The organism is Mogibacterium kristiansenii, assembly GCF_009695905.1.
Lineage (GTDB): Bacteria > Bacillota > Clostridia > Peptostreptococcales > Anaerovoracaceae > Mogibacterium_A > Mogibacterium_A kristiansenii.
In genome coordinates this window covers 1-22,251 of sequence record NZ_VUNA01000007.1, presented here as the reverse complement: position 1 = coordinate 22,251, position 22,251 = coordinate 1, and the positions used below count along the sequence as shown (strand labels likewise).

Sequence of the window (22,251 nt, the reverse complement as noted above, 5' to 3'; positions counted from 1 at the left end):
AAGGAGAAAGAATTATGAAGAACGTATTGCTTGTTGGACTTGGAAGGTTTGGAAAAAATATTGCTGTGCAGTTAAGCCAAATGGGACATGAAATTATGGCGGTTGACTGGAATGAAGAAAGGGTGAACAAAGTGTTGCCATTTGTGACCAATGCACAGATCGGTGACAGCACGAATGCAGAATTTTTACAATCCCTTGGGATTGGCAACTATGATATCTGTTTTGTGACCATTGGGGGAAGTTTCCAGAATTCCCTTGAAACAACGTTACTTCTAAAAAAGTTGGGAGCAAAACTGATAATCTCCAGGGCGGAGCGTGGTGTCCAGGAAGAATTTCTTTTACGCAATGGTGCCGACAAAGTGGTCTATCCCGAAAAACAGGTTGCAAAATGGGCCGCTATCCGGTACACGGATGACCATATCCTTGACTATATGGAGGTGGATGCATCTCATGCAATCTTTGAGGTAGAAGTACCGGCAAGATGGGTTGGAAAGACAATAGGTGAGCTGGATATAAGGAAACGTTACAACATTAATATCCTGGCGGTAAAGGGTGAAAGAACATTCAATGCTGCAATTTCCACGGATACAACTTTTACAGAGACGGACAAATTGCTGGTACTGGGAGAATACAAGGCACTTCAGAAGTGCGTCCGTATATAATTAAACTGCCGGAGTGACGAACAAAGAGGTTCCTGAGTGTAAAAGTCAATACAAAGAGGCAGACCGCATTTTGACCATAACACAGTCGCATGATATAATTTCCAAACAGCAGAAAAAGGGGATAGTCAAGATGAATCAGAAAATGGAAGATGATACTCAAAAGGCGGACGACCATATCCTTGTCTGTCTGTCTGCAGCACCCTCGAACTTAAAAATAATAGCTGCCGCGGCAAAGATGGCTAATGCGCTGCAGGCTCGTTTTACAGCTCTGTATGTGCAGGCCGGTACAAAAGCAGAAGCCATGGATAAGGAAAAGCTGGAAGAACATATCCGGTATGCGGAAAATCTAGGGGCAGAAATCGTAATGACCCATGGGGAAAACGTGCCCATGCAGATTGCGGAGTATGCCAGACTTTCTCATGTTACAATGATTGTTATCGGACAAAGCAATGCCGGACGAAATCACTTTTTCAGCAAATCCACTCTGACGGAAAAGTTAATTAAAATTGTACCGGACATTGATATCCATCTTATTCAGGATGCGGAAAAAAATAAAACTTATTCGAAACGGTCCGTTACAGGAGCTACGGAGAAACCATCTGCAAAAGACTATTTCCTGACAGCTTTAATATTTGCAGTATGCACTTTAATCGGTTTGTTATTCCAAAAGCTGAATTTTGCGGATATAAATATCGTAACTATATACATTTTTGGGGTTTTACTTACTTCAATTGTGACAGATGGATATCTTTGCAGCATAGCCGGATCATTTTTAAGCGTGTTCTTATTTTGTTTTTTTCTCACAGAGCCGAGAATGTCTTTTCAGACGTATGCGGTAGGATATCCGGTAACATTTCTTATCATGCTTATTTCGTCCGTGCTTACCGGAACACTTGCAGCAAAGCTGAAAGCACATGCAAAACTTTCCGCACAGCTTGCCTTTCGTACACAAGTTCTGTTTGACACAGACTGCCTACTGCAAAGGGAAAAAGGAGAAACGGAGATTCTTGGAGTTACCTGTACACAGCTGATTCGTTTATTAAACCGCAGTATTACAGCATATATTGTGAAAGATGGAACTTTATCAGAGGGGAAACTTTTCCCCGGGGAAAAAGAAGATACTGAAGATTTTTTAACACAAGAAGAGCAGAATGTGGCTCGATGGGTCTATGAAAACAGGCGGCGTGCCGGTGCATCCACACAACATTTTCCCCAGGCCAAATGTTTATATCTTGCAATCCGAAGCGGGAATAATGTTTATGGCGTAATTGGGATACCGATGCAAAAGGAAAAGCAGGATTCTTTTGAATACAGTATCCTGCTTTCTGTGATAAATGAGTGTGCGCTTGCCATGGAGAATGCACGAAATGCTATTGAAAAAGAGAAAAATGCAGTTTTGGCCAAAAATGAGCAGCTCCGTGCAGATCTTCTTCGGGCAATCTCTCATGATCTTCGGACTCCCCTCTGCTCCATTTCCGGCAATGCAGATATGCTTCTTAACAATAGCGACCGCCTGGATGGAGTTACAAAGAATCAGATTTATACTGATATCTATGATGATTCAGTATGGCTAATCGGAGTTGTGGAGAACCTGCTTTCCATTACCAGACTGAATGATGGAAGACTGAAATTTAAGTTCACAGATCAGCTTTTGGATGAGGTGATTGCAGAGGCACTTCGGCATATCAGCAGGAAACATGATGATTATAAAATTGTGGTAGATTGTGAAGAGCTGGTTCTTGCATGTATGGACGTCCGCCTTATTATACAGGTTCTAGTGAATTTAATAGATAATGCCATAAAGTATACTCCGCCGGGTTCTGTAATCAGTATTCGGGCAAAGAAATCCGGTGGGAAAGCGCAGATAAGCGTGGAAGATAACGGCCCCGGAATTCCGAAAGAAATGAAGCCGCATATTTTTGAGATGTTTTATACAGGGAAAACAACGGTGGCGGATAGCCATCGGAGTCTGGGACTTGGTTTGGCACTTTGCCTCTCTATTATAGAAGCACATGACGGAACACTGATTCTGACGGACCGTGATCCGCATGGATGCAATTTTACTTTTACTTTACCATTAAGCGAGGTGACATTAAATGAATAAGACAGTAATTCTTGTGGTGGAGGATGACAGACCCATACGAAGCCTGATTGTCACTGCATTAAAAACACATGACTATAAGTACCTTGCGGCAGAAAACGGATCTTCGGCTATTTTGGAGGCTTCCTCCCACAATCCGGATATTGTTCTGCTGGATCTCGGCCTTCCGGATATGGAAGGAGTGGAGGTAATAAAGAAAGTACGTACCTGGTCCAACATGCCGATTATTGTAATCAGCGCCAGAAGTGAGGATACGGACAAAATAGAGGCTCTGGATGCAGGCGCTGATGATTATATTACAAAACCATTCTCTGTGGAGGAATTACTTGCACGTATCCGTGTCACACAAAGAAGGCTTGCCATAACACAGGCGGGGGAAAAGGTAGAGACTTCGGTTTTTGAAAATGGTGAATTAGAAATAGATTATACGGCCGGCTGCACATATCTGAAGGGAGAAGAACTGCATTTGACCCCCATTGAATATAAACTGCTCTGCCTCCTGTCCCGTAATGTGGGAAAGGTCCTGACGCATACGTATATTACCCAGCAGATTTGGGGGCGGTGTTCGGAAAACGATGTTGCCTCACTTCGGGTTTTTATGGCAACGCTTCGAAAAAAACTGGAACCTGAGAAAAATGGGGTGCATTACATACAGACTCATATTGGTATTGGATATCGTATGCTTAGAATTGAAAAAAATGAGCAGGAGACTAACATCTAGTGGTTAGTCTCCTGCTTAATTATATGTCCAAACTTTACTTCAATTAATTCGGCATGATGCTTTCGCCGCGGCATTCATCGATGTAGGTGCGGATAATCTTTACCGCACCGTCAATGCCGGACTGGCTGGTGTTGATCAGAAGGTCGTAGGAATCTCGAGCACCCCACTTCATATCCGTGTAGTATTCGTAGTATCTCTTCCGCTGTTTGTCCATCTGTTTTACGATTTTTTCCATGGATGACGGAGTCATCTTCGCCGCATCTTCCGGCTTTAGCAGGGCCATTTTACGCTTTACCCGATCTTCCATCGGTGCGAACAGGAAGATGCTGACATGGGACTGATCGCTGAGGATGTAGTCCGCAGCTCGGCCCACGATGACACAGCTTTCTTTAGAGGCGATATCTCGAATTAGCTTGTACTCCTCGGCCTGAATGCGGTCGTATGGAGATGGCTGATACATTTCCATTCCGGAGAACATGGCGCCGGAAACGAAATCCGGAGCTTTCTCTTCATTATCCTTCACGTAGTCTGCGTGAAAACCGGTTTTCTTCACGGCCATATCTACAAATTCGTGATCGTAGAATGAAATACCCAGTTCCGACGCCAGTCTGCGGCCCACTTCGTGTCCGCCGCTACCGAACTGGCGACCGATGGTTACGATGATTTTATTCTGTGTCATAGCGATGACCTCCTATCCTTTAGTTAGAATTATTATACCACAATTGGAATGAATTCATAAGAGCTTTGGCGTTATTCCTTTAACGATTCGATGAATTTCTCCACAGCATCTTCGTTCGGCATCAGCGCCCGGGCCTGATCCGGTCTGCCGCCGCCTCGGCCGCCTAAGGATTTCGCATGTTCTTTTACCAGGGCGCCGCAGTTTCGGCTTCCGTCGGAGAAGAGCAGGACGGTATGGCTGGGCCGGTGTACCAGCGCCATGAGGGCCGGTGCGGCCTCATCTTCCATGATGGCAAAACCGAGCTTTAGCAGGTCGTCCGGGGATACCAGAGTAAAAGAATCTTGATAGAAGTCCGGCGTGTCCCGATGGAGCAGGGAGGTGATTCGCGCCATCTCCCGATCCCGGTAGTACTGGCGAAGGCCGGTGCAGTCTTGACGGAGCTCGGCTTCTTTTTCATCCCGAATATCCATCTTCTGAAGCAGGTCGTGGCTGCCGGCGGAGAAGCGTTCCTGAACGGAGCGGAGAAGTGTATCGTCGGACTGCATGCTTTCCAATGCTCGGTCGCCGCATTCGAAATAGATGCGGTTCATTCCCTTATTGGGTTCGAATTTGTGAATCCGGATCAGTCCCACTTCACCGGTGCGGTGGAAGTGGGTGCCGCAGCAAGCGACGCAGTCGTGCGGGGATGCCAAATCGCCGATGGTGACGATGGTAATTTCACCGTCTTGGGTGACCGGTTTCCGGGTTGGCATGACAGAAGCTTCTTCCCGGTTCGGGAAGGTGGATACGGTCACCGGAAGGTTTGCCCAGATTACTTCGTTGGCCAGTTTTTCTGCGGCCCGAACCTGCTCTTCCGTCAGCTTCTTTCCGTCGTAGTCCATATCGATGGTAACGTATTCTCCGCCCATGTGGAATCCTTTGTTGGCTCCGCCGAAGAGCTGAATGAACGCACCGGTGAGAATATGCTCGCCGGTATGGCGCTGGGTATTTACGCGGCGGCGGTCTTCGTTCAGTTTCTGGGTGACGGTCATGCCGACCTGCAGGGCATCAGTCTCGGAGGGGTCAATCTCGATGGTGTGAGAAATAATTCCGCTTTCCTTATCTTCCTGAACATCGACGACGGAAACGGATGTGCCGTCCGGGGTCACAATTGTACCTGTGTCGCAAGGCTGACCTCCGCCCGTAGGGAAGAAAACGGTTCGGTCCATGATAATCCGGGTGCTTTTGCCGTCATTTTGAATCGCTTCAATTCGGCCGTTCAGCTCGTGGCAGTCGACGTCGTGCTGATAATATTTTTCTGTTGTCATAATAACCTCCTGCATCCGTTTTCTTCTGTGGAGAGAAGAAAATAACGGATTAATATCGTCTAAATTGTGGAAAACTTTTCATTAGAAATAGTGTGAAACATGTGAAACATTTGAAATACAAGGAAATAAAAATATATAAAGTTTCCAACATGCCAATGTGCAATAAATTGTATACAATTTTTCCGAATCCTGTGGAAAAAATCGTATCCCTTGAAATCAAGCACTTTACAAAGTGTTGATAAGTGTTTACCGGAGAATATCCTCAAAGGTGGCTCCAGGCATTTCGCAGAATGTCTGGAACACCTGAGAGTCGAATTTGTACCTTCCGGTGAGTTCCAGATTTCCGGAAATGAAGGTCGCTGCGAGATCCATTTCCATGGAAGAAATTTTCATCACTTCCGAGCTCATGATGACCAGTTCGTCGGCACGGGTAATCAGATATGCACCGTATACGTCGTTGTTCATGTAATAGTTTGACGTGTCCACGTGGGTATTGTCGTTGTTGTACAGAAGATAGAGAATCCCGTTGGGAACCGGGGAAATCTGTGAATCCGATGCCATCATGGAGCGGTCCAGGTCGAAGTGCTCCGGATCTTTGACAATCTTGTACGCGGAAACGTATTCCGGACGCCGCATCTGCATTGCCATCTCGATTTCCGAGAAACGATTGAAATAGGTACATTCCATCGAAGATACCAACGCCATCCGCTTTCCCTTCGTCATGTCCAGCCGGAGAATCAAGCGTGCGTAGAAGTATCCGTCATCGGCTTCCATTTGAGAGGTGCAGAAGAATTCTCCGGGCGCCTTTCCCTTTGTTGTTCGGTTGTGAATCAAGGTCATCATTCGGTACTGCCATTTCGGAATGCTCTGAAGCATTTCCGGTGTCATCGTGGAGAGCACCGAAGCGCCGATGTAATCTTTATCGCACATCCGCATGACGAAGTAGTTGATGGTTTCGTACATGGAGACGTTTTTGAGGCAGACTGCTCGGGTGGCCTCTTCTGGTGTCCACTCTTCGTATTCCGAATCTTCTTTGGCTGCCTCCAGCATGAGGCGAATTCTTTTTAGCGTATCCCTACGGAACTCCTGAATGTCCACATCGTGGTAGTGGAAGTATCCCTTATTGGTTTCGATGACCATTTCAATCAGTCGAACGGCCGCTCCAAGGGAGATGGAGATTTCTCTGCCTCCCAGACTTTCGGAGACTCGCTTCCACTGTTCCTGACACTCGTACCGACTGTGGAGCATGCTCACCTCCGCCATGGTCGGGTCGGTGAAGTATTCCAGGTAATCGTCGATGCCGTATTCGGAAAAATCCAGATGCAGAATCTGGTAAATTTTGCTGCGTCCGGATTTCCAGGTAATTTTCATGGCGATAACGCCCATAAGGCGGGTGTCTGTGGCCACACAGCTGTCCCATTTGCAGTCTTTGAAATGATTGTAGAGGAAGGATTGTTTTCCTTCCACCGCATATAGTTCATTCATTGGCTTTTTAAACCCTTTCTTATATCATTTTGCATATTATGCTATTATACACTATTCTCAAAGAAAGTATCAATAAAAAGCAGGGGGAATTCCCTTGACATACCGGCATAAATGATTATAATGACCATAGACTAATCCTTATTACGAGCGAGGTAGGGAATGGGCCCGATGAACTCGCGGCAACCTCGGCAATAACAGTCGAAGGTGCCAAATCCCACAGTTCCCCGGAGAACCGGCGGAATCTGGAAGATAAGGAGAGTGGAAGCTCTCTTTGTTTGGAGAGCGTTTTTTTTTATCCATTATTACTGAACATACGGATATTTGGACCCATGACAAATATTCAGGAGATACAAAGGAGATTGTGATGAAAAAGCTTTTTACCTCTGAATCCGTTACCGAAGGACATCCGGATAAAGTCTGCGACCAGATTTCCGATGCCATCCTGGATGCGATTCTGAAAGAAGACCCTCGGGCACACGTTGCATGCGAGACCGTGGTAAAGACCGGTTTCGTAATGGTATTCGGTGAGATTTCCACCACCTGCACCGCCGATGTAGAAGGCATTGTTCGGAAGGTGGTTACCGATATCGGTTACGACTGCAGCGATGTATGCTTCGATGGAAACACTTGTGCCGTTCTGGTTGCGATTGAAGAGCAGTCCCCGGACATCGCACAGGGTGTAGACGAGGCATTGGAAGTGAAAGAAGGAAAGAGCAGTGATGAGGACGCTCTTACCGGCGCCGGAGACCAGGGCATGATGTTCGGTTTTGCCTGCGACGAAACCGAAGAACTGATGCCGATGCCGATTGCACTGGCTCATATGTTGGCGCTGCAGCTGGCAAAGGTTCGGAAAGACGGAACTCTGAGCTACCTCCGTCCGGACGGAAAGACCCAGGTTACCGTAGAATATGATGACGACCGCGTGGTTCGAATTGACACCGTGGTTATTTCCACACAGCACGACCCGGACGTATCCCTGGAGCAGATCCGGAAGGATATGATTGAGTACGTGGTAAAACCGGTTCTGCCGATGGAATACATCGACGAGGATACCAAGTACTTCGTGAATCCGACCGGACGCTTTGTTATCGGCGGACCGAAGGGCGACTCCGGTCTTACCGGCCGTAAAATCATCGTGGATACATACGGCGGATATGCCAGCCACGGCGGCGGTGCGTTCTCCGGAAAGGACCCGACGAAGGTGGACCGCAGCGGTGCGTACATGGCTCGTTACATTGCAAAGAACATCGTGGCAGCCGGACTGGCGCGCAAGGTGGAAATCGAGCTGGCATACGCCATCGGCGTAGCGGAGCCGGTATCCGTCTACGTGAATACCTACGGAACCGGAATCATCTCCGACGAGGACATCGTAAAGATCGTTCGTGAGCACTTCGACATGAGACCGGGTGCCATCATTAAGACATTGGATCTCCTGCGCCCGCAATACAGACAGCTAGCGGCTTACGGACACTTCGGCCGGACCAAACTGGGCGTTCGCTGGGAGAACACGGACCGGGCAGAGGTGCTGAAGAAGGCGGCAGAAGCTTACAAATAGAATGCGGCATTGCCGGTAAAAACAGCATCGGTGAATCCTGTTTTTACGGGAAGCGGGAATGAAAACGAAAGGCGTGAGTCACCCATGGGGCTTGCGCCTTTTGAAGTAGAAACGGACGATACTATGAAAAAATCATTTGACATTTGCATTATCGGCGCCGGCGCATCCGGCATGGCAGCGGCCCTGGAGGCGGCGGAGGTGAATCCGGCGGCTCGAATCCTGGTAGTGGAGAAGAACGACCGGCCGGGGCGGAAAATCCGCGCCACGGGCAACGGACGATGCAATATTTCCAACGAAAAAGCGAAGAACAGCCGGCAGGCGGTGCAGCTTCTGGAGAAATGGGGTATTGCGATTCGGACGCTGGATTCCGGCCTCATGTACCCCTACTCCGAATCCGCCGGGGACGTGGCGGACCTCCTGACGATGGAGATGAAGACCCGGGGGGTATCTCTTTGGACCGACACCATCATAAAAGAAATTTCGCCGCGTCCGGAAACGTCCGATTTTCTCCTGACGGTGGAAACTGCCGACTCCACGAAGCGCATCACTGCATCCAAGGTCATCGCAGCGGTCGGCGGAAAAGCCGGCCCGCGTTACGGAACCACAGGGGACGGATATAAAATGATGCGGAATTTGGGACATACGGTGACGGCACCGGTTCCCATCCTCACACCGGTGGAGTGCAAGGGAGACGGCTGCAATTTAATTGGGGGAACCCGTGCCAAAGGAACGGTCACGCTGAAAGAGCACCGGGGAGAAGACTGGAAGAAGGTTTTTGAAGAGTCGGGAGAGATTCAGTTCACGTCCTTCGGGATTTCCGGAATCTGTGTCTTCAACATGACTCGGTACATGCGGTTTAAGCCGGGAAGGGGCATCGATGATTTTCGAATCGAAGTCGACCTGTGCCCGGAACGGAATTTGATGGAATACATCGCGGACCGGAAAGTGCGCACGCCGGAGCTGAACGTGGGATGGCTTCTCACCTCTGTTTTGAAGGAAAAGTTGGCCGCCTACGTCTTGGCGAGATCCGAAATCGACACGGCCAAGACCATCGGGGAACTGACGAAAGCGGAATGCCGTACCATCTGTGCTCAGGTGCATGGGCTGGCGTTTCATCCCACCGGGGTACGGGGATGGAAGGAAGCGCAGTGCACATCCGGCGGCGTGGTACTTTCGGAATTGGATGAAAAAACCGGAGAGTCCAAGCTCTGCCCGGGGTTGTACATCGCCGGGGAACTGCAAGACTATGACGGCCCGTGCGGCGGATACAATTTGAATCACGCCTGGCTAACCGGCAGCGCCGCCGGAAGGGATGCCGGGGGAAAGTGTAGGATGAATGGAAGATAGAAGGGGATATAGAGAATGTATCATTATAGAGTGAATCAGATAAAATTAGCCATCGGAGAACCCAAGAACCGAATCCCGGGGCGAATCGTGAAGATGCTGGGAATTTCTTCGGATGTGATTCAGAAATACGACATCCGTCGGGAGTCTATCGATGCCCGGAACAAGTCAGACATCCGTCTGGTCTATACGGTGGATTTTTTTACCCGAAAACCCGTTCGGCGTAAGAACAAAAATCTTCAGGAAGTGGGGGAGGAACGACCGGCAGAACCGGTATCCGGAACCCAAAAGCTTCAGGGACGGCCGTTGATCGTGGGCTTCGGGCCCTGCGGGATTTTTGCCGCATTGAAATTAGCGGAGAAGGGATACCGGCCGGTGGTTATTGAGCGAGGACAGGCCATGGAGGAACGGGTGGCGGATGTGGAAGCCTTTCGGCAGAAGGGATTGCTGAATCCGGAATCCAACGTGCTGTTCGGAGAAGGGGGCGCCGGGACTTTTTCGGACGGAAAGCTCACCAGCGGAATTAAGAACGGGCACATTCGGGAAGTGCTGGAGGTCTTTGCGGAGGCCGGCGCCAACCCGGCAATTCTGTACGAACACCGCCCTCATATCGGCACCGATGTGCTTCGGGAAGTGATTGTAAATATTCGCCACAAAATTCTTTCTCTGGGCGGCGAAGTGCGGTTCGGAACCCGTCTGGAGTCCCTTCAGACAGAAGAGGGCCGGCTCACCGGCGCGTTGCTGGTGAACGATGAAGGAAACCGGGAAGAGTTTGTGACCGATGCGCTGATTCTGGCAATCGGTCACAGCGCCCGGGATACCTTCGAAATGATTTACGAGAAAAAACTGCCGATGGAGCAGAAGCCGCTCTCCATCGGAGTTCGAATGGAACACCCGCAGGTCCTGATTGACCGGGCCCAGTACGGAGAGGAGCGGCGACTTCCCCCGGCGGACTACAAAGTATCCTACCGCGCCTCCAACGGCAGAGGGGTCTATTCCTTCTGCATGTGCCCCGGCGGCGAAGTCATCGTCTGCTCCACCCGGGAAAAGGAACTTTGTGTGAACGGAATGAGCAACAGCAAGCGGGACAGCGGCACCGCCAACAGCGGTATTCTCTGCGATGTGCGCACATCGGATTTTGAGTCCGACGATGTGCTGGCGGGCGTTCGTTTCCAGGAGAAATACGAGCGGCTGGCGTATGAGAAAGGGCTGGAAGAACACGGAGAGATTTTCCGGGCACCGGAGTGCACCATGGAGGAGTTTTTGACCGGCACGGGAAACAGCCGCTTTGTCACGGAATCCCTTCCGGATTTTGCGGTGGAAGGACTGCGGGAAGCGGTACCTCATTTTGCCCGCAAGATTAAGGGCTATGATTTGCCGGACGCTAAAATCAAGAGTGTGGAAACCCGAAGCTCTTCCCCAGTTCGAATCCTCCGGGATGAAGGTGGGCAGAGTGAAATCCGCGGAATCTATCCGGCCGGTGAAGGCGCAGGCTATGCGGGCGGAATTACCTCCGCAGCCTGCGACGGCATCCGGGCGGCCTATCACGTGATTGAGACTTTTGCGAAACCGGAATAGGGTTGAGGGGTAGTCCAATGGTATCTCGCTTGGAAAATTCTAGTTTTCAAACAAGCGTCTAAAAATGAAAAACCTGCACCGGTCAGCAACAACTTGACATTGCTGACCGGTGCAGGTTTTGTTCCTTAACACTTTTACAGTCCGAAAGTTTCCTTAACGCTTTTACAGTCCAAATGCTTCCTTAATGGTGTAGAAGCCCTTTGGCTTGTCCTGAATGAACTCCGCTGCATCTACTGCACCGGCTGCAAAGGACTTGAAGCTGCCGGAGTGGTGGGTGATCTCCAGGCGTTCGCTGGTTCCCACGAAGTAGGTGGTGTGGCTGCTCGGAATGTCTCCGCCGCGCAGGGAATGGAAACCGATGTTTCCGTGCCGGCGAGGGCTGACTCCGCAGCGTCCGTATACCGCTTCCTCTTCCAGGGAGACGCCGCGGGCATCGGCCACAATCTCACCGATTTCCTTCGCGGTGCCGCTTGGCGCATCCAGTTTTGTATTATCGTGCATATCCAGGATTTCCACGTCCACATCGCCGGACAGCTCTGCCGCTTCCTGAATCAGCTTGAACATGATGTTTACCAGCTTGGAGGTGTTGGCTGCCAGCATTACCGGAATATCGGCGGCCGCGTCGTGGAATTCTTTTACCTGATCCGGGGTGAAGCCGGTAGAGCCGCAGATCAGCGCCTTGCCGTGAGCTCTTGCGGCAGCCAAACTGCGCATACCCATCTCCACGGTAGAGAAATCGATGATAACGTTGCAATTATCGATGACGGACTCCAGATCATCGACCACCGGCGCACCGATGGTTTTGCCCAGCATCGCCACTTCACCGATGTCCTTGCCGATGTAATCCCTTCCTACAGGGCCGACGCCTGCAACGATTTCAATGCCTTCCCGCTGAGAAGCGATTTCGGTGATGAATTTTCCCATTTTGCCTCTTGGTCCAACGACAATCAATTTCATAATAATATAACCTTCCTTTCTGCGTGATTGTATTTACAACTGAAATATGATCTTATTTTGGTTGAATCTTATTGGTGCGGATTCTATTTGTCCACCCGGAAGTCCAGGACGATTTGTTCCGTGTGGGGCTTCAGCTGACGCATCTGCACACCCGCTGCACGGAGCATGGTTTTGGAAGCCAGAGTGGCATCGGAATCTGCGTACTTGTCGCTGAGATAGACGATTTCCCGGATGCCGGACTGAATGATGGCTTTGGTGCACTCATTGCAAGGGAAGAGGGATACGTAGAGAGAGGCCCCCTTCAGCGACTGGCCGCCGGAATTGAGAATGGCGTTGAGTTCCGCATGGACGACGTAGGCGTACTTGGTGTCTTTACCGGTGCGTTCCCATGGAAAAACATCGTCGGAGCAATTCTTTGGAAAACCGTTGTATCCGGTGGAAATGATGATGTGGTCCTGGTTCACGATGCAGGCACCCACCTGTGTGTTGGGGTCTTTGCTGCGCTTTGCTGCCAGCAGGGAAACCCCCATGAAGTATTCATCCCAAGAAATATAATCTGTTCGTTTCATTCTGTTTGTTCCCCTTTTGGTTCCGTTGGGATTGACCGTATTTTCCCAACAATTTATAAAATTATTCTACAATACCCGATTGCGGTTATCAAGCACAAGAACGTGTTCTTTTTGGAAGACGTATAGCCGTTCATTTGATAAGAATGCTCAAATGTTGTATAATAATACGATTATTGTCTAAGGAGAAAAAATATGAGCACTCTGAAAAGAAGTATCCGAAATTATATGCAGGTGGCCATGGTGCTTGCCTTCTTTTGCTTGGTATTTTTGAATATTGCTATCCCAATATACGGGGATGCGAAATCGGAGGGGTATGAGCTCTTGGAATATAACCAGGAGACTCAAATTCTGAAATCCCACGAGTACGAAGTGACGCTGAAGCTGCGGGTGAATGCACCGAAGGGGCTGAGCTCCGTAAAGGTAAATCTTCCGACGGGAAAGTATTCCCTGACGGATGTAAAGACCGTCGGCTGTACCGGACAAGCGATGAAAGATGCTAACAGCAATTACTACATTCAGCTGAAACCGGATACCAAAGACAACAAGTTTGCGGAAGGGGAGAACTTGTTCTCCGTCCGCTATCTGATTCAGGAATACAAGGATGAAAACAAAAAATACGACATGTTTCTGTACGACGCGCTTCCGACCAACTGGAAAGTGCCGATTCAGAAACTGAATCTGACGTTGGTATTCCCATCCGACTTTGATCTGTCGGACCTGCAGTACTACGGCGGCCAGTACGGCGCACAGAACGTGCAGAACACGCTGAAGTATAAGATGAAAGACGGAACGCTCCACATGACCGGAACCCATCTGCCGGCTAACTTCGGCATCACCTTCAAGGCACAGCAGAAGAATGGCTACTGGCAGGGCGCATTGGATAATTCCTGGACGGTGCAGATGAGCATCATCCTTCTGTCCATCACCTTGCTTCTGATTTTCCTGTTCTGGTTCATCGGCGGAAGAGATCCGAAGGTGGGAAAGACGGTGGAAATGCATCCAATTGAAGGCGTGACCCCGGCGGATATTGGGTACCTGTTCTACGGGCACACTCGGATTCGGGATATCGCAGTGCTGATTGTGTACCTGGCAACCAAGGGGTATCTCAAGATTGTGGAATATCGACCAAAAAAGTATACGCTGGTTCCGCTGGCAGAACCAAAGGACGAAGAGCGGTACATCCGGACGGCATACAATATTCTTTTTGAAGATGTGTACGAAGGAAGACCGCTGGAACCGAAGATGGTGCACCCGAGACTTCGTGCGGTGCGGAAGAATATCGGTGTCAGCATTGAGAACGGATTCAATGCACCGAACATGAAAGCCTGCACCGGAATTTCCAAGGGGTTGCGGGTCCTGAGCATCTTGCTCCTCTCCGCCTGCATGGGCGGCGTGTGCGTTCTGACGCGGCTGTTCAGCTATCAGGAAATCGGCGTGACGGATTTCCTGGCTCCGACGGGAATCATCGCATTGATTCTGATTGCGATTAATATTCGGTATGACAGAAGATATGATATGGATCGAAGTTCCTATCGCACCAGCATGATGATTCTGTTTGCCGTTTACGCCGGCGTAATTGCATTCGGCGGCATTCGATTCTACATGCAAGGCGGCAGCCTGTTGGTGGGAGCAGCGGCACTCTTGTGTGGCTTGGCAGCGCTGGTTCTCACATTGCTGATGAAGAAGCGCGGAAAAGGAAATGCAGAGCTGGTTACACGGCTTCTGTGTATGAAGAATTTCATCGGTCAGGCGAATGGTGTCGAGATGGCGAAAGCTGGGCTGCTTCATCCGGACTATTATTATGAAATGCTTCCGTACGCCCTGGCATTCTCTCAGGAGGAGCTGTGGGCGAGAAAATTCCGGTGGATCGGTGCTAAGGGCGCGGAATTCTATGAGGAAAAGGCGGAAGGAAATACCATGGTAATCGGTCATGCTCGAAAACGTACCGAACAGGTGGCGAGGGATTTGAAGACCTTCTGCCGTACTGTAGAAAATGATTATCATCTGACGAATAGAAGAAGGAGAATTTTCTAATGAAAGAAAAAGAAAAAATAATTAATATTGCCGTTATCGCTCACGTTGATGCCGGAAAATCCACTCTGGTAGATGCACTTCTGGCACAGTCTCACATATTTAGAGACAACGAACAAGTAGTGGACTGCGTCATGGACAGCGATGCCATCGAAAGAGAACGTGGAATTACCATTTATTCCAAGAACTGTTCCATCATGTACAAGGATTACAAAATCAATATCGTCGACACCCCGGGACACGCGGACTTCAGTTCTGAGGTAGAGCGTATTATGAAAACCGTAGATACCGTTATCCTCCTGGTGGACTCCAGCGAGGGTCCGATGCCGCAGACCCGTTTCGTGCTGAACAAGTCTCTCGAACAGGGCCTGAACCCGATTCTGTTCATCAACAAAATCGACAAGAAGGATGCGCGAATCGACGAAGTCGTGGACGAAGTATATGAGCTGTTCATGGATCTGGAAGCCAATGACGATCAGCTGGACTTCCCAATTCTTTACGGTATTGCCAGACAGGGTATCGCGGTCAGAGAGCCTTCCGATGCGGATGAAGTGGTCATCGGAGAGGGCGCCGGCAAAATTAAGAAGAGCCCGAAGGGTTACGGCGACCTGAACATCGAGCCGCTGCTGGAGACCATCGTCAACCACGTGGAGCCGTTCCCGGACAAGAGAGAAGAGCCGCTGCAGCTGCAGATTTGTTCCTTGGCGTACGATGATTATATCGGCAGACTGGGAATCGGCCGCATCACCAGAGGCACACTGAAGGAAGCCCAGCAGGTTGCGGTTTGCAAGGAAGACGGTACCATTTCAAAAAATAAAATCAACCAGGTCTTCGTCTACCGGGGTCTCCAGAGAATGCCGGTAGCAGAAGCGGAATGCGGCGATATCGTGGTCGTATCCGGTATCTCGGATATTTCCATTGGCGAGACCATCTGCGCACCGGACCATCCGGAAGCCATGGAGATGATCAACATCGAAGAGCCGACCCTGTCCATGAACTTCATGGTCAACTCCTCTCCGTTTGCCGGACAGTCCGGTAAATACGTTACCAGCCGTCACATCCGGGAACGTCTGGACAAGGAGCTGGAAGTCAATGTGGGTCTGGTGGTAGAGGAGACGGATTCCACGGATTCCTTCAAGGTATCCGGCCGAGGAGAGCTGCATCTGTCCATTCTCATCGAGAACATGAGAAGAGAAGGATATGAGCTGGGCGTGTCTAAGCCGGAGGTTATCTTCAAGACCGGTGAAAACGGCGAGAAGCTGGAGCCGGTGGAAGAAGTGGTTATCAGCGTACCGGATGAATATTCCGGCACCGTCATCTCCAAGTTGAATATTCGAAAGGGTATGATGACGCAGATGATGAGCGAAGGCAACGGATATTCCCGAATCGAATATTTGGCACCGACCCGCGGACTCATGGGTTACCGGAGTGAGTTCATCAACGATACCCACGGTGAAGGAACCATGGTTCGCCGGTTCGAAGGATTTGAGCCTTATAAAGGGGAAATCCCGCAGCGTGTGAACGGTGTGGCAATCGCTCAGGAAGAGGGAAACTGCACCCCGTATGCGATTTTCAATATTCAGGAGCGGGTCCAGATGTTCGTAGAACCGGGTACTCACGTGTATGAGGGAATGATTGTCGGAATGAATGCCCGAAACGATGACATGGTGGTAAATCCATGCAAGGCAAAGAGAGTCTCCAATATGCGTGCGGCCGGCAGTGACGATACCATCAAGCTGACCCCACCGAGAGTATTCTCACTGGAAGAAGCGCTGGAATTCATCAACGACGATGAGTTGGTAGAGGTAACGCCGGACGATATCCGTCTCCGGAAGAAATATCTGAACGAGCTGGAAAGAAGACGGGCAAACCGATAAAATATAATTATGGAAATAGGGAATTGCCTTATTATTTATTAATATGCTATAATGGATTGGTTTTATTAATAAATTATCATCGGTTAAAGTTAGTGAGGAAAACAAAAATGGGAAGAATTAAGCAATTTAAAAAGGTTTTGGTAGCAAACCGTGGTGAAATTGCAATTCGTATTATTCGAGCTTGCCGTGAGCTGGGAATCCGTTCTGTTGCGATTTATTCGGAAGAGGACAAGAATTCCCTGTTCCGCACCAAGGCGGACGAATCCTACGAAATCGGCAAAGGAAAGAGCCCAATCGATGCGTATCTGGATATTGACGAAATTATCCGTTTAGCAAAGGCAAAGGGCTGCGATGCCATTCACCCGGGTTATGGATTCTTAGCGGAAAATGCCGGTTTCGCGGAAGCCTGCGAGAAGAGCGGCATCGAATTCATCGGACCGACACATGAGATGATGAACGCGCTGGGCGATAAAATCCAGTCCAAGCTGGTAGCGGAAAGCGTTGGCGTTCCCACCATTCCGGGCGTGGATAAGGCCATCTCTTCCGAGGATGAAGCGCTGGAATTTGCAGAGAAGTGCGGCTATCCGGTAATGCTGAAGGCGGCTGCCGGAGGCGGTGGAAGAGGAATGAGAATCGTTCGCAGCAGCGAAGAACTGATTCCGCAGTTCCGCAGTGCCCATAACGAAGCGGTAAAAGCATTCGGCAACGGAGATATTTTTATCGAGAAATACCTGGAAGAGCCGAAGCATATTGAGGTTCAGGTGCTGGGCGATAAGTACGGCAACCTGGTACACCTTTATGAGAGAGATTGCTCCGTACAGAGAAGACACCAGAAGGTCATCGAGTTCACACCGGCGCTCTGCCTGTCCGACGCGCAGAGAGAAGCCATCTGCAATGATGCCATCAAGCTGGCAAAAGCAGTGGATTACCGCAGTGCCGGAACTTGCGAGTTCCTGCTGGACAAGAGCGGTCAGCACTACTTCATCGAAATGAACACCCGTGTTCAGGTAGAGCATACGGTTTCGGAGCTGGTAACGGGCATCGATATCGTTCAGGATATGATTCTGATTGCCGAGGGTTATGCCCTGGATTCCGAGAGAATCAACATCAAGTCCCAGAAGGACGTTACCATGAACGGTTATGCCATCCAGTGCCGTATCACCACTGAGGATCCGGCCAACAACTTTGCACCGGATACCGGTACCATCACGGAGTACCGTTCCGCAGCGGGATTCGGAATTCGTCTGGACGGCGGAAATGGTTTTACCGGATCGGTAATCTCCCCGTACTACGACAGCTTGCTGGTAAAAGTATGTTCGCACGCTCGTAGTTTTAACGACACCGTCAACAAGGCGGTTCGTGCGCTGACGGAGATGCGTATCGAAGGCGTAAAGACCAACATCGGATTCCTCCTGAACGTGCTGAACCACCCGACATTCCGTGCCGGAAACTGCAACACCGGATTCATCAACGACAATCCGGAACTGCTGAACATCCGTGCGGTAACCAACAGAGAGCTGCAGGTTCTGGAATTCCTGGGTGACAAGTATGTAAACGAAACGAAGGGCCACAGAATGGACTATAACGTTCCGGTGGTTCCGAAGGTAGATAAGAGTCAGATTCCTTCTTTCCGCGGAACGAAGCAGCTGCTGGACGAGAAGGGCCCGAAGGCGGTTGCGGATTGGGCGCTGAATCAGAAGAAGCTGCTGCTGACGGATACATCGTTCCGAGATGCACAGCAGTCACTGATTGCCACTCGAATGAGAACCAAGGATTTGGTGAAGATTGCACCGGCAATGGCCACTTACGGGAAGGATTTCTTCTCCTTCGAAATGTGGGGCGGCGCGACCTTCGACGTAGCGATGCGTTTCTTGGGCGAAGATCCGTGGGAAAGACTGGAAACCCTGCGTGAAGAGATTCCGGATGTTATGTTCCAGATGCTGTTCCGCGGTGCGAATGCGGTAGGATACCGGAACTATCCGGATAACACCATTCGGAAGTTCATCCGTCAGTCCGCGAAGTCCGGAATCGATGTATTCCGTATCTTCGACTCCCTGAACTGGATTAAGGGCATGGAAATCGCTATCGATGAGACCCTGAATCAGGGTAAGATTGCGGAAGCCTCCATGTGCTACACCGGAGATATCCTGGATGAATCCAGAGAGAAGTACAACCTGAAGTACTATGTAAACATGGCGAAGGAACTGGAGAAGAGAGGTGCGCATATCATCGCAATCAAGGATATGTCCGGTCTGCTGAAGCCGGTGGCTGCGGAGAAATTGGTACGTGCACTGAAGAACGAAGTGACTGTTCCGATTCACCTGCACACCCACGACACATCCGGAAACGGTGTGGCAACGGTTCTGATGGCTGCTTCTGCCGGATTGGATATTGCGGATGCCGCATTCAACAGTATGTCCGGACTTACCTCACAGCCGGCACTGAATTCCATCGTTGCTGCGCTGGAAAGCTCGGATCGGGATACCGGTATGGATCAGAGAGGCCTGCAGAGAATTTCCGATTACTGGATAGACGTTCGTCCGGTATACAGTCAGTTCGAATCCGACCTGAAGTCGACCACTGCAGAGATTTACCGTCTGGAGATTCCGGGAGGACAGTACTCCAATCTGAAACCTCAGGTAGAAAGCTTTGGTATCGGACATCGTTTCGACGATGTAAAAGATATGTACGTGAAGGTAAACCAGATGTTCGGAGATATCATCAAGGTTACTCCGTCCTCCAAGGTGGTGGGCGATATGGCGATCTTCATGATTCGAAACGATTTGACACCGGAGAACATCGTCGAAAAGGGTGTCGATTTCGACTTCCCGGATTCTGTTGTTTCCTACTTCGAGGGAATGATCGGTCAGCCGGAAGGCGGATTCCCGGAAGATCTGCAGAAGGTTGTGCTGAAGGGCAGAGAGCCGATCACCTGCAGACCGGGCGAATTGCTGGAAGATGACGATTACGAAGAATTTAAGCGTCATATTGTAGAGGACCTGGGTCTGGAAGGAACGGATCAGCAGCAGCTCAGCTATGCGATGTACAGCAAGGTATTCGACGATTACGTCAAAGACCTGAAGAAGAAGGGCAACTTCCGGAATATGGGTTCCGATGTATACTTCCACGGAATCGCATTGGGTCAGACGGCAGAGATTACGCTGACCGAAGGAAAGACTATGGTTATCACCCTGGAAGATGTCAGCGCACCGAATGCGGAAGGAATGAGAGACCTGACCTTTACCATCAACGGAAATCGCAGAGTGATTTCTGTGAAGGATAAGCAGGCACTTACCACTTCCGTAATGGCGGGCAGTGCGATTCAGTTCGCCAGCGAGGACGATCCGGACGAAATCGGCGCCAATATCCCGGGCACCATTGTCAAGGTCATCGCCAAAGCCGGAGACAAAGTGAAGAAGGGTGAACCGATTGCGGTTATCGAAGCCATGAAGATGGAGACCAACGTACTGGCCCTGAGAGACGGCGTCATCGAGAAGATGTATGTAAAGGAAGCGGATAGCGTCAAGTCGGGTCAGCTCATTGCTACATTAGAAACACTTGCGAATGACGAAGAATAATAATATAATAACGTCTGGAGAAGGGTAAGGGATTAAACGAAACACTATTTTTCACAAGGTGAAAGGAGAAATTTTACGAATGAAAAGAATTCTGGTAATCAACCCTGGTGCGACATCCACTAAGATCGCAGTTTATGAGGATGAGAACGAGGTAATGCGCGTTGGTATCGATCACGATGCTGCAGAAATGGACAAGCACGAAAAGATCGTTGATCAGATGCCGTTCCGTCGTGACATCATCATGAAGACTCTGGAAGAGAAGGGCTTTAAGCTGGAAGATTTTGATGCAATCTGCGGAAGAGGCGGACTGCTCAAGCACATCCCATCCGGTACTTATAAGGTAACTGATGCAGTAATCGAGGACATCAAGAACCCGCCTTACGGTGAGCACGCAGCAAACCTGGGTTCCTACATTTCCAAGGAACTGGCAGACAAAGTTGGCATCCCGGCATTCTTTGTTGACCCGGTTGCCGTTGACGAACTGGAAGACGTTGCTCGTTACTCCGGTCTGAAGGGCATGGAAAGACAGAGTTTCTGGCATGCACTGAATCAGAAGGCTGTTTGCCGTGAAGCGGCAAAGCAGATTGGAAAGCCATATGAAGAGCTGAACATCATCGGTGTTCATCTGGGTGGCGGCGTATCCGTTGCTGCACACAAGCATGGCAAGACCGTAGACCTGAACAACGTTAAGGACGAGGGTGCTATGGGTATGGACAGAGGCGGAAGCCTGCCGGCAAACGCACTGGTAAATCTGTGCTACTCCGGAAAGACCAAGGATGAAGTAAAGAGAATCATCGGCCGTGAAGCCGGCGTATTCTCCTACACCGGAACCAAGGATTTCCGTACCGTTGAGAACAAGGCATTTGATGAGCACGATGAAGAGTGCATGGGCGCATTCAAGGCAATCGCTTATCAGCTGGCAAAGGATATCGGTGCTATGGCAGCTGTTCTGCGTTTCGATGTAGACGCTATCGTTTACACCGGCGGAATGGCTTACAGTGAACGTTTCTGCGAGGAAATCACTTCCTACGTAGGAAAGATTGCTCCGATCATCCGTATCCCGGGCGAAGAAGAGATGAAGGCTCTGGCTCTGGGTGCACTGAGAGCTCTGAACGACGGAGATTACAAGAATTATTAATCATCCGGGACGAACTTGGGTCCGTCGGAATTGAATGATGTTCGGAAGCCCCCCCTGCAGAAATGCAGGGGGTCTTTTGTAGGATTAGACGGCGGCCGCCGTGGGGGACTTGGTGCACGAATCCCCGCAAGGCCTTGTTCCTCCGTTCGCTTTGCACCAAGTCTCAGGCCATTTTCGGCGTGGGGTCGCTGGGGACTTGGTGCACGAATCCTCGCAAGGCCTTGTTCCTCCGTTCCCTTTGCACCAAGTCTGCGGGTTGTTTCAAGGCGCGGCCGCCGTGGACTTGGTGCACGAATCCCCGCAAGGCCTTGTTCTTCCGTTCCCTTTGCACCAAGTCTGCGGGTTGTTTCAAGGCGCGGCCGCCGTGGACTTGGTGCACGAATCCCCGCAAGGCCTTGTTCTTCCGTTCGCTTTGCACCAAGTCTGCGGGTTGTTTCAAGACGCGGCCGCCGTGGACTTGGTGCACGAATCCCCCGCAAAGCCTGTTATGAAGTGACCGTTGTCAAGAGGCGATTACAAGAAAGTTTCATCTCCCGGCATGTCACATTTGTATTTTCTTGACAGCATCTGGAAAGAGCTTTGATTTAACAGTTCCCGGCATGTGGCCACTCTGTTATTCGTGGATTGGTTACCTACAGGCTAATGGTCCGCCGTGAGCCCTGCGATCTT

At 50.1% G+C, this 22,251-nt stretch carries 15 protein-coding genes and 1 riboswitch; of the genes, 10 read left to right on the top strand and 5 right to left on the bottom strand.

Annotation, left to right across the window (positions count from 1 at the left end; genetic code table 11):
- Positions 1–14 precede the first annotated feature (14 nt).
- The 3 genes from FYJ65_RS04535 (at position 15) to FYJ65_RS04525 (ending at position 3,484) form a co-directional block, all read left to right on the top strand.
- Entirely contained in the window at positions 15–662 is a 648-nt protein-coding gene (locus FYJ65_RS04535; RefSeq protein WP_154554175.1) for a potassium channel family protein, read from the top strand.
- A 130-nt stretch (positions 663–792) separates the two neighbouring features.
- Complete coding sequence (locus FYJ65_RS04530) at positions 793–2,766, top strand: ATP-binding protein (RefSeq protein WP_154554174.1); 1,974 nt, start codon at positions 793–795, stop codon at positions 2,764–2,766.
- Entirely contained in the window at positions 2,759–3,484 is a 726-nt protein-coding gene (locus tag FYJ65_RS04525; RefSeq protein WP_154554173.1) for a response regulator, read from the top strand. Before FYJ65_RS04530 ends, FYJ65_RS04525 begins: the two co-directional genes overlap by 8 nt.
- Positions 3,485–3,527: 43 nt before the next feature.
- Here FYJ65_RS04525 and FYJ65_RS04520 read toward each other — a convergent pair whose 3' ends face one another.
- The 3 genes from FYJ65_RS04520 to FYJ65_RS04510 all read right to left on the bottom strand — a co-directional run bounded on the left by FYJ65_RS04520 (position 3,528) and on the right by FYJ65_RS04510 (position 6,955).
- The gene (locus FYJ65_RS04520) at positions 3,528–4,163 is read right to left on the bottom strand and encodes a cytidylate kinase-like family protein (protein ID WP_154554172.1); all 636 of its coding nucleotides are present in this window, start codon (positions 4,161–4,163) and stop codon (positions 3,528–3,530) included.
- A gap of 71 nt (positions 4,164–4,234) precedes the next feature.
- Positions 4,235–5,470, bottom strand: coding sequence for an alanyl-tRNA editing protein (locus FYJ65_RS04515; RefSeq protein ID WP_206157311.1), 1,236 nt, complete (start codon positions 5,468–5,470; stop codon positions 4,235–4,237).
- 246 nt (positions 5,471–5,716) lie between these two features.
- Positions 5,717–6,955, bottom strand: coding sequence for a hypothetical protein (locus FYJ65_RS04510; RefSeq protein ID WP_154554170.1), 1,239 nt, complete (start codon positions 6,953–6,955; stop codon positions 5,717–5,719).
- A gap of 135 nt (positions 6,956–7,090) precedes the next feature.
- A riboswitch (SAM riboswitch) is annotated at positions 7,091–7,211 on the top strand.
- 105 nt (positions 7,212–7,316) lie between these two features.
- Here FYJ65_RS04510 and metK point away from each other — a divergent pair.
- From metK to FYJ65_RS04495, 3 genes are all read left to right on the top strand, one after another.
- Positions 7,317–8,510, top strand: coding sequence for a methionine adenosyltransferase (gene metK, locus FYJ65_RS04505; RefSeq protein ID WP_328603038.1), 1,194 nt, complete (start codon positions 7,317–7,319; stop codon positions 8,508–8,510).
- A 123-nt stretch (positions 8,511–8,633) separates the two neighbouring features.
- Positions 8,634–9,857, top strand: a complete 1,224-nt coding sequence (locus FYJ65_RS04500) for an aminoacetone oxidase family FAD-binding enzyme (RefSeq protein WP_206157310.1) — start codon at positions 8,634–8,636, stop codon at positions 9,855–9,857.
- A gap of 15 nt (positions 9,858–9,872) precedes the next feature.
- Positions 9,873–11,432: an NAD(P)/FAD-dependent oxidoreductase gene (locus FYJ65_RS04495; RefSeq protein ID WP_154554167.1), complete on the top strand. Its 1,560-nt coding sequence runs from the start codon at positions 9,873–9,875 to the stop codon at positions 11,430–11,432.
- 162 nt (positions 11,433–11,594) lie between these two features.
- Here the strand turns inward: FYJ65_RS04495 and dapB are convergent, their stop codons facing one another.
- Positions 11,595–12,389: a 4-hydroxy-tetrahydrodipicolinate reductase gene (gene dapB, locus FYJ65_RS04490; RefSeq protein ID WP_154554166.1), complete on the bottom strand. Its 795-nt coding sequence runs from the start codon at positions 12,387–12,389 to the stop codon at positions 11,595–11,597.
- 83 nt (positions 12,390–12,472) lie between these two features.
- Positions 12,473–12,958: a deoxycytidylate deaminase gene (locus tag FYJ65_RS04485; RefSeq protein WP_154554165.1), complete on the bottom strand. Its 486-nt coding sequence runs from the start codon at positions 12,956–12,958 to the stop codon at positions 12,473–12,475.
- A gap of 192 nt (positions 12,959–13,150) precedes the next feature.
- On the opposite strand from FYJ65_RS04485, the gene FYJ65_RS04480 reads away from it, so the two are divergent.
- The 4 genes from FYJ65_RS04480 to buk all read left to right on the top strand — a co-directional run bounded on the left by FYJ65_RS04480 (position 13,151) and on the right by buk (position 21,582).
- On the top strand, positions 13,151–14,992 hold the full coding sequence (locus tag FYJ65_RS04480; protein WP_154554164.1) for a DUF2207 family protein: 1,842 nt from the start codon (positions 13,151–13,153) through the stop codon (positions 14,990–14,992).
- On the top strand, positions 14,992–16,866 hold the full coding sequence (gene typA, locus FYJ65_RS04475; RefSeq protein WP_154554163.1) for a translational GTPase TypA: 1,875 nt from the start codon (positions 14,992–14,994) through the stop codon (positions 16,864–16,866). Before FYJ65_RS04480 ends, typA begins: the two co-directional genes overlap by 1 nt.
- A gap of 107 nt (positions 16,867–16,973) precedes the next feature.
- Positions 16,974–20,444 (top strand): pyruvate carboxylase, encoded by a 3,471-nt coding sequence (locus tag FYJ65_RS04470; protein ID WP_154554162.1) that lies wholly within the window; start codon positions 16,974–16,976, stop codon positions 20,442–20,444.
- Positions 20,445–20,523: 79 nt separating this feature from the next.
- On the top strand, positions 20,524–21,582 hold the full coding sequence (gene buk, locus FYJ65_RS04465) for a butyrate kinase (RefSeq protein ID WP_154554161.1): 1,059 nt from the start codon (positions 20,524–20,526) through the stop codon (positions 21,580–21,582).
- Positions 21,583–22,251 lie beyond the last annotated feature (669 nt).

Coding starts and splice junctions, on each gene's coding strand:
- FYJ65_RS04535 (WP_154554175.1), top strand. CDS start 15: ATGAAGAACGTATTGCTTGTTGGACTTGGAAGGTTTGGAAAAAATATT.
- buk (WP_154554161.1), top strand. CDS start 20,524: ATGAAAAGAATTCTGGTAATCAACCCTGGTGCGACATCCACTAAGATC.
- FYJ65_RS04500 (WP_206157310.1), top strand. CDS start 8,634: ATGAAAAAATCATTTGACATTTGCATTATCGGCGCCGGCGCATCCGGC.
- FYJ65_RS04525 (WP_154554173.1), top strand. CDS start 2,759: ATGAATAAGACAGTAATTCTTGTGGTGGAGGATGACAGACCCATACGA.
- FYJ65_RS04530 (WP_154554174.1), top strand. CDS start 793: ATGAATCAGAAAATGGAAGATGATACTCAAAAGGCGGACGACCATATC.
- FYJ65_RS04485 (WP_154554165.1), bottom strand. CDS start 12,958: ATGAAACGAACAGATTATATTTCTTGGGATGAATACTTCATGGGGGTT.
- FYJ65_RS04495 (WP_154554167.1), top strand. CDS start 9,873: ATGTATCATTATAGAGTGAATCAGATAAAATTAGCCATCGGAGAACCC.
- FYJ65_RS04515 (WP_206157311.1), bottom strand. CDS start 5,470: ATGACAACAGAAAAATATTATCAGCACGACGTCGACTGCCACGAGCTG.
- FYJ65_RS04520 (WP_154554172.1), bottom strand. CDS start 4,163: ATGACACAGAATAAAATCATCGTAACCATCGGTCGCCAGTTCGGTAGC.
- dapB (WP_154554166.1), bottom strand. CDS start 12,389: ATGAAATTGATTGTCGTTGGACCAAGAGGCAAAATGGGAAAATTCATC.
- FYJ65_RS04480 (WP_154554164.1), top strand. CDS start 13,151: ATGAGCACTCTGAAAAGAAGTATCCGAAATTATATGCAGGTGGCCATG.
- typA (WP_154554163.1), top strand. CDS start 14,992: ATGAAAGAAAAAGAAAAAATAATTAATATTGCCGTTATCGCTCACGTT.
- FYJ65_RS04510 (WP_154554170.1), bottom strand. CDS start 6,955: ATGAATGAACTATATGCGGTGGAAGGAAAACAATCCTTCCTCTACAAT.
- FYJ65_RS04470 (WP_154554162.1), top strand. CDS start 16,974: ATGGGAAGAATTAAGCAATTTAAAAAGGTTTTGGTAGCAAACCGTGGT.